The organism is Pseudovibrio sp. Ad37 (assembly GCF_001623075.1).
Classification (GTDB): Bacteria; Pseudomonadota; Alphaproteobacteria; order Rhizobiales; family Stappiaceae; genus Pseudovibrio.
On record NZ_LMCF01000128.1, the window covers coordinates 1 to 6103 of the forward strand.

The following is a 6103-nucleotide window of genomic DNA, read 5'->3' on the forward strand; positions in this document are numbered from 1 at the left end:
TACTGGCATCCTCATGTGGTCCTGACAGCAAATCCTGATCCCGAAATTACTTGATCCAGCAGTTCAAGGTAGCTGGTCCCACGCCCAGATCAGCAGCGATTTCAGGAATGGGCCGACCACTCACTTCTACCAGCCGTACCACTTCCCGTTTAAACTCTTCCGTATAATGTTTTCGACCCATGAAGTCCTCCTCAATTTATCGTATCAGAAGGCTCTCCAGTTTTCCTGAGCCAGTCCAAGCAGCCCGTCGATGACCTGATGGACAACACCTACTACGCACACAACGAGGTGATTGTCTCATCGAAGGAAGGCGTTCAACATAAACAAGGCGTAGATGCAACTGAGCCCATCAAGATCAAAGGCATCTTTCTCATAGATGCTGAACCCTCACCCGACACCATCGCGTTTCAGGAGTTTGAAGGTAAAAAGGACCTGACTAAGGAAGAAAAATACCAGATCTTCATGGAACACGCCGAAAAGGTAGCCAAAAACCTCGGCGTACCGATCCTGTTTTTAGATGGCGAGAGCACGATGGCTTAATCTGATCGTTGATTTCCCGGTGAAGGCTCAGCCGTCTCGAGCCGGGTAAACACGATTTTGGAGAGATCTCAGCCTCCAAGGTTCATTTGACAGAGATATACAGGTAAGCAAAAAGCCCGACGCGTCTGCACCGGGCTCTTCAATCTTATAAAATCTAGTCAGCTTACTGGCAGAGGCTCTTGCCAACGCAATTCAGGTCTTCGCAAGCTTCTTTCAGGCGCTCAACAATGCCCAGTTCACCTTCACGCAGCCATTTGCGTGGGTCGTAAGCCTTCTTCGTTGGAGCACCAGTTTCCGGGTCGATCTGGTATTTGAAAGCATTTGCGTTTGCTTCCACATACGCACCAACCTTTTCAGAGAAGGCGAACTGTGTGTCGGTGTCGATGTTCATTTTGAACACGCCGTAGTTCAGGCTCTCTGTGATCTTGGATTTCTCAGAACCGGATCCACCGTGGAACACAAGTGCCAGCGGGTTTGCACCAAGGCTGTGAGTTTCGCTGACCAGCTTCTGGCTTTCACGCAGAATTTCAGGGCGCAGCTTCACGTTGCCTGGCTTGTAAACACCGTGCACGTTTCCGAAGGACGCAGCAACGGAGAAATGGCCAAGCGGGTTCAGACGGTCATAAGCCTGCAGGACATCTTCAGGCTGGGTGTAGAGCTTCGGATTGTCTGCACCAATGTCATCATCAGAACCGATACCGTCTTCTTCGCCACCAGTCACGCCCAGCTCAATCTCAAGGCTCATTTCCAGCGGAGCCATCATCTTCAGCAGGCGTTCGCTCTCAGATAGGTTAAACTCGATGTCTTCTGCAGAAAGATCCAGCATGTGAGAGGAGAACAGTGGCTTGCCATTTGCCTTGTAGAACGCCTCACCGTGTTTGATGAGCTCTTCCAGCCAAGGGATCAGGCTCTTGTCTGCATGGTCGGTGTGCAACACAACGCCAACACCGTAATGTTCTGCCAGAAGGTGCACATGCTGAGCTGCAGCAACTGCCCCAAGCACTTTTGCCTGGAAGCTGTCCTTGATGCCTTTACCGGCATAGAACTGCGCACCACCGTTGGAGAGCTGAACGATAATATCTGTATTGTTTGCAGCTGCTGCTTCAAGAACTGCGTTGATGGAGTCCGTTCCAACAACGTTGACCGCAGGCAAGGCGAACTTACCTTCGCGGCATGCTTCAATCAGGGTTTTATAGTCTTCACCAAAGATGACGCCCGGCTTGAGCTTTCCCATTTTTATAGGCTCCTGTGTAACAGCAGATAGGGGAGACAAAGTGCCTCACACTGTGAACTGGCAACAAAGCCGGACCATGGCCTTGGCCAGTTGCCGCGCACACTACTCAGCAATACGCAGAACTACAACATTTGTAAGGGCATTCTGAGGAATTTAATGGATTTAAGAGGCAAACCACTGGCCTTAAGCAGTAATTCCCGTCATGTAGAATTTGTGTTTTTCACAAGCAGCACCAGGAACCACAATCCCTGCGCAAGTTTCGGCATCGACCTAGGGGAATCAGAGGATGGACTGACCAGCCATCACACGGGCACTCAAGCCAATCGGCATAGACTGGATATCGCCTGCCAGAACCTCTAGAACAGGTCTGAGCTCAATGGCAGACCCATAGCGGCGCAGATGGGTAGAAAGCTCCATCAGAAGCGCCAGATCTGTCGAGACGAGCGTGCCAGCCCCGCATGAGCGCACAGCGTGCAGCAAACCACTCAGATCACCGGCCCCCAGTTCGGGAGAGATCGTCCCCTCTGGAGCGCCTTTCACTTGAGAAGCGCAAATCTGCGGCAGGTCAACAACGCTGACTTGCTCCATCTGACCCAGCAAAGTGCGGGAAGCCACCTGACTGCCAAACAGATTTGGGGCATCTGGCACATCCAGAAACGCAACCTTACCTGCAAAACCCTGCAAGCTCTGCCCAAACTCAGGTGCAGCCAGCAGCAAATCAGACACCTCAAAGCATTTGCGCGTAAACTTGGTCGTGATCTTCGCCAGTTCCTCAGACTGCTCCGAGAGGAGAGGCGCATAGGCCCGCTCAAATACCTTGGCACAAAACGGCGAAAGCACAGCCACATAGTCGTAGTGGCCAAACTGCGAAATCACCTCCTTCGCCATATCCCGCGCATCCTCCAGCTCATTGGAGCGCAGCGACACAAGCCCGCAACAACTCTGAATGCTCGGTGCTTCAACCTCATAACCAGCGACGCCCAGCAGATCAACTGCAGCTTTTATCAGGGAAGGGCGAAAGAGATTGGTAGTGCAGGAAACAAACAAACCGACCCGAGCATCTTTCTTATATTTGGGGCGTCTTGGTCGGGTCATAAGAGGAGAAGTCCTGCAGTTTCTGAGCATTGCATAAATGAAATCGCTACAACCTGCCTGCCACAATTCGAAGGGGACTTCAATGCATAAAAAGATTGCTTAGGTTTGGGGAAACCACCATAAATTTGCTATCAGAAGTATGGCACGCCGGGTAAGTTCAAAGACCACAATTTAGCATCAGAAATTTCAATTATTCATTATGTGAAGGCATCTGAATGATCCTCCAGTCAAACTCTAAGCTTATCTTTGAAGATAATTTTGATGGTCCTGCTCTCGATATAAATAAATGGTTGCCCAACTACCTCCCTCACTGGAGTTCCTTGGAATTGTCTGCGGCGAGTTATGAGATAAGGGACAAAAAGCTTCGTTTGTTCATCTCTGAAAATCAGCAATGCTGGTCGCCAGAATTTGATGGAAAAAACAAGGTATCGGGAATCCAGACTGGGCATTTCGCAGGCCCCCTCAATAGCCCTCATGGGCAACACAGGTTCCGTGATGGGCTAACTGTAAAGTCTGAGGTTCCTGAAATGCAGTTGTTCTTACCGCAATATTGTAGGCTGGACATACGTGTTCGTGCAAAATTAAAACCATGGAATTTAGCAGCGCTTTGGCTGATCGGTTTTGAAGATCAGCCCGATCATTCTGGAGAAATTACGGTTTTTGAGATTTTTGGCAGGAGTGCGACTGCAAATGAAGCTCAAGTCGGGCGTGGAATAAAACGTATTAACGATCCTCTCCTCAAAGACGAATTTGACGACAGCATTTTACCCTTGGATGTTACTGACTGGCACGTCTATTCGATGGACTGGTCTCCAAGTCAGATTGATTTCTTCGCTGATGGCGAACTGGTTACAACAACCTCTCAATCTCCAAATTATCCGATGCAGCTCATGTTGAACTTTTATGAGTTCCCTCACAGTGGCCCAAAGACACCAGAACAAGATGCCTGGATGGAAGTAGACTTCATTCGATGCTTTGCGCAATCAGAATAATATCCACGCTTTTGATCTTGATAGGAGGTAGATAGCGCCTCGGCTAAGTGGAACTACTTTATCAGATGTCGGGTACGGAGCTTAAAGTATACATTTTGTGCCTATGTGCATTTTCTGTGCGTACTTGCTAAGAAAAAACTAATGGTTATCTTCCGGTCAGAACATCACTTAAAATAAGAAACTGGAAAATGAGCATGAACCTGAAAGACGTCGCGCTGAGCCGCTATTCCACAAAGGAATTTGATCCATCAAAGCAGATTTCCGCAGAGCAGTTTGATCATATTAAATCCCTGCTTCGCTTCAGCCCATCAAGTGTGAACTCACAACCTTGGCACTTTATCATTGCAGACACCCCAGAAGGACGTGAGCGCGTTTCAAAGGGAACGCAGGGCATGTTCTCCTTCAATAACGGCAAGGTGCTCAACTCCTCCCACGTCGTCGTCTTTTGCGTAAGAACGGACATCTCTGATGAATATCTGGACCGCCTGCTGGAAGCCGAAGAACAAGACAAACGCTTCGCTGACCCGGCTGTAAAAGAGACAGTCAAAGCAGGCCGTGCCACCTTTGTGGGTATTCATCGCGACCAGCTCAAAGACGCTGACCATTGGATGGAAAAACAGGTCTACCTCAACATGGGAACCATCCTGCTGGGCGCAGGCGCGCTGGGCATCGATGCTGTGCCGATTGAAGGCGTAGACGTTGACGCGCTTAACGAAGAGTTTGGCCTTCAGAAAAAAGGCTACCGCGCAGTTGCTCTGATTGCCCTCGGCCACCGTCACGAAAGCGACTTCAACGCCGCCCTCCCAAAATCCCGCCTCCCGGAAGGCGAAATCTTCACAGAACTGGCTTAACGTTTATTCCGAAATGTGTGAGAGGGCGCTTGAAGCGCCCTTTTTCACGTCTTGTGGGAGTCAACAGCAAGAACGTGAGCTTAAATGACATCAATCAATGGTTGTATTTGGTGATCGTGTGTTTAATAGAGCTGCTTACATAACCAGTCTACAAAACGCTTGAACCTATGGTTGGTTGTTACTGAGAGAGCTGTATTAAATGAAGAAGTTACTTCTGCTTGCCGTATTCTTTTTTACCTTTGTCACACAACTTGAAGCTAAGCTTGGTCTCAACCATCCGCATTTCTCAGGAAAACTTGACGCACAAGTTGAAATAAAGCCGAAGAATTTTGCCAAGGGTGATCCACGGCTGTTCTTAGGGTGCAAAGGCGGAATGACGCGTGAGTACAAGTTCGGTCTTATTGCGCCAAAACATGGCGGGTGGCTTGCAGAATTTGAAGTAGATAGCTTGGATATATGGGTTAATTGGGGATGGAACCCGCACTCAGCTGCTATTTTGTGGCCCACGAGACTTGAGGGCTCAATGGCTTGGATAGCCTCATCATTCGACACCTTAAAAAACCCTAACCTCGACTATTATTTAAATACTCTTGACGCGAATGGTGAGTTCGTAATGAAGCGTGTGCCTAAACGAATGCCGCTGATTAAGAATGTTTCCAAGGGGAAGTTACCGCGCGATGTTCAAAAAACTCATAGTAATTGGGAGCTAAAGTTCGATAGTGCGGAGCTCAAGGCTAGTTTCGAACAGTTGCTCGTTTCATGTCCCGTGAAGACACGCAAAGAAATGGAAACACTAAACACTCAGCAAGATGTGGTTGATCTGGAAGCGACCCCAGCTGAGCTGTCTGGTGTGAGCTACTTCCAACGAGAGAATAAAGAATACTATTCCATAGATGTGTATCTATCAGAAATCGCCTTAGGTTATGCAAGTCGCGAAGAAAGAGGTAAGACTGTTGGGATTGTACTCAAGGCGCTGAGTGAGCAGCTCTCAGTAGACCACATTGAAGTACAGTTGTTTCCCGTTGGAGGACCGCCTTTCCTAAGTTGGCAACCGATTGCCACTGGCTACTACTTCAAGAAATACTCAAATGAAGAGAAGAAGTTTATAATTAACGCTCATAATCATCAAATTTCGGAGAGCCAGTTTCGCTTTAAACAGCTTTCAAATATGGAAAGTTGGCGTTTTCTTGAGGTAGTGGAAGTTCCCAATACTGTGAATCGGCATGCAAAATTGACCCGGTTAGGTGGGTTATGAGCGTTTAAGATTGACCCACCTGTTTGTTAGGATCCGTGCATTTAGCGCGGGGCATGAACGGGTGATATTGATGGAAAGTGCAGCCAAGATCCGCCGTCTTGTTTTACGGGATGGTCGAAGTGTCCGGTCGGTCAGT

General features: G+C 48.6%; 7 protein-coding genes. 4 read left to right on the forward strand and 3 right to left on the reverse strand.

Going from position 1 to position 6103, the window contains the following annotated elements:
• Positions 1 to 46: 46 nt before the first annotated feature.
• Positions 47 to 181, reverse strand: coding sequence for a transposase (locus tag PsAD37_RS27710; RefSeq protein WP_084407925.1), 135 nt, complete (start codon positions 179 to 181; stop codon positions 47 to 49).
• Positions 182 to 258: 77 nt separating this feature from the next.
• On the opposite strand from PsAD37_RS27710, the gene PsAD37_RS17505 reads away from it, so the two are divergent.
• Positions 259 to 540 carry a hypothetical protein gene (locus PsAD37_RS17505; protein WP_063297251.1) on the forward strand — a complete coding sequence of 94 codons (282 nt, stop codon included), beginning with the start codon at positions 259 to 261 and terminating at the stop codon, positions 538 to 540.
• Positions 541 to 703: 163 nt separating this feature from the next.
• Here PsAD37_RS17505 and fbaA read toward each other — a convergent pair whose 3' ends face one another.
• Entirely contained in the window at positions 704 to 1774 is a 1071-nt protein-coding gene (gene fbaA / locus PsAD37_RS17510) for a class II fructose-bisphosphate aldolase (protein ID WP_063287135.1), read from the reverse strand.
• A gap of 279 nt (positions 1775 to 2053) precedes the next feature.
• On the reverse strand, positions 2054 to 2869 hold the full coding sequence (locus tag PsAD37_RS17515; RefSeq protein WP_063297252.1) for a (Fe-S)-binding protein: 816 nt from the start codon (positions 2867 to 2869) through the stop codon (positions 2054 to 2056).
• A 215-nt stretch (positions 2870 to 3084) separates the two neighbouring features.
• Here PsAD37_RS17515 and PsAD37_RS17520 point away from each other — a divergent pair, with 215 nt between their 5' ends.
• The 3 genes from PsAD37_RS17520 (at position 3085) to PsAD37_RS17530 (ending at position 5967) form a co-directional block, all read left to right on the forward strand.
• Positions 3085 to 3861, forward strand: coding sequence for a glycoside hydrolase family 16 protein (locus PsAD37_RS17520; protein ID WP_063297253.1), 777 nt, complete (start codon positions 3085 to 3087; stop codon positions 3859 to 3861).
• A 194-nt stretch (positions 3862 to 4055) separates the two neighbouring features.
• Complete coding sequence (gene nfsB, locus PsAD37_RS17525) at positions 4056 to 4712, forward strand: oxygen-insensitive NAD(P)H nitroreductase (protein ID WP_063297255.1); 657 nt, start codon at positions 4056 to 4058, stop codon at positions 4710 to 4712.
• 199 nt (positions 4713 to 4911) lie between these two features.
• A complete protein-coding gene (locus tag PsAD37_RS17530; protein ID WP_063297254.1) occupies positions 4912 to 5967 on the forward strand; it encodes a hypothetical protein in 1056 nt (351 codons plus the stop codon).
• The last annotated feature ends 136 nt before the right edge of the window (positions 5968 to 6103 follow it).

What these genes read in the sequence shown, in the direction of transcription:
- fbaA (WP_063287135.1), bottom strand. Translation starts at nt 1,774, where the DNA reads ATGGGAAAGCTCAAGCCGGGCGTCATCTTTGGTGAAGACTATAAAACC.
- PsAD37_RS17505 (WP_063297251.1), top strand. Translation starts at nt 259, where the DNA reads ATGGACAACACCTACTACGCACACAACGAGGTGATTGTCTCATCGAAG.
- PsAD37_RS17520 (WP_063297253.1), top strand. Translation starts at nt 3,085, where the DNA reads ATGATCCTCCAGTCAAACTCTAAGCTTATCTTTGAAGATAATTTTGAT.
- PsAD37_RS27710 (WP_084407925.1), bottom strand. Translation starts at nt 181, where the DNA reads ATGGGTCGAAAACATTATACGGAAGAGTTTAAACGGGAAGTGGTACGG.
- nfsB (WP_063297255.1), top strand. Translation starts at nt 4,056, where the DNA reads ATGAACCTGAAAGACGTCGCGCTGAGCCGCTATTCCACAAAGGAATTT.
- PsAD37_RS17530 (WP_063297254.1), top strand. Translation starts at nt 4,912, where the DNA reads ATGAAGAAGTTACTTCTGCTTGCCGTATTCTTTTTTACCTTTGTCACA.
- PsAD37_RS17515 (WP_063297252.1), bottom strand. Translation starts at nt 2,869, where the DNA reads ATGACCCGACCAAGACGCCCCAAATATAAGAAAGATGCTCGGGTCGGT.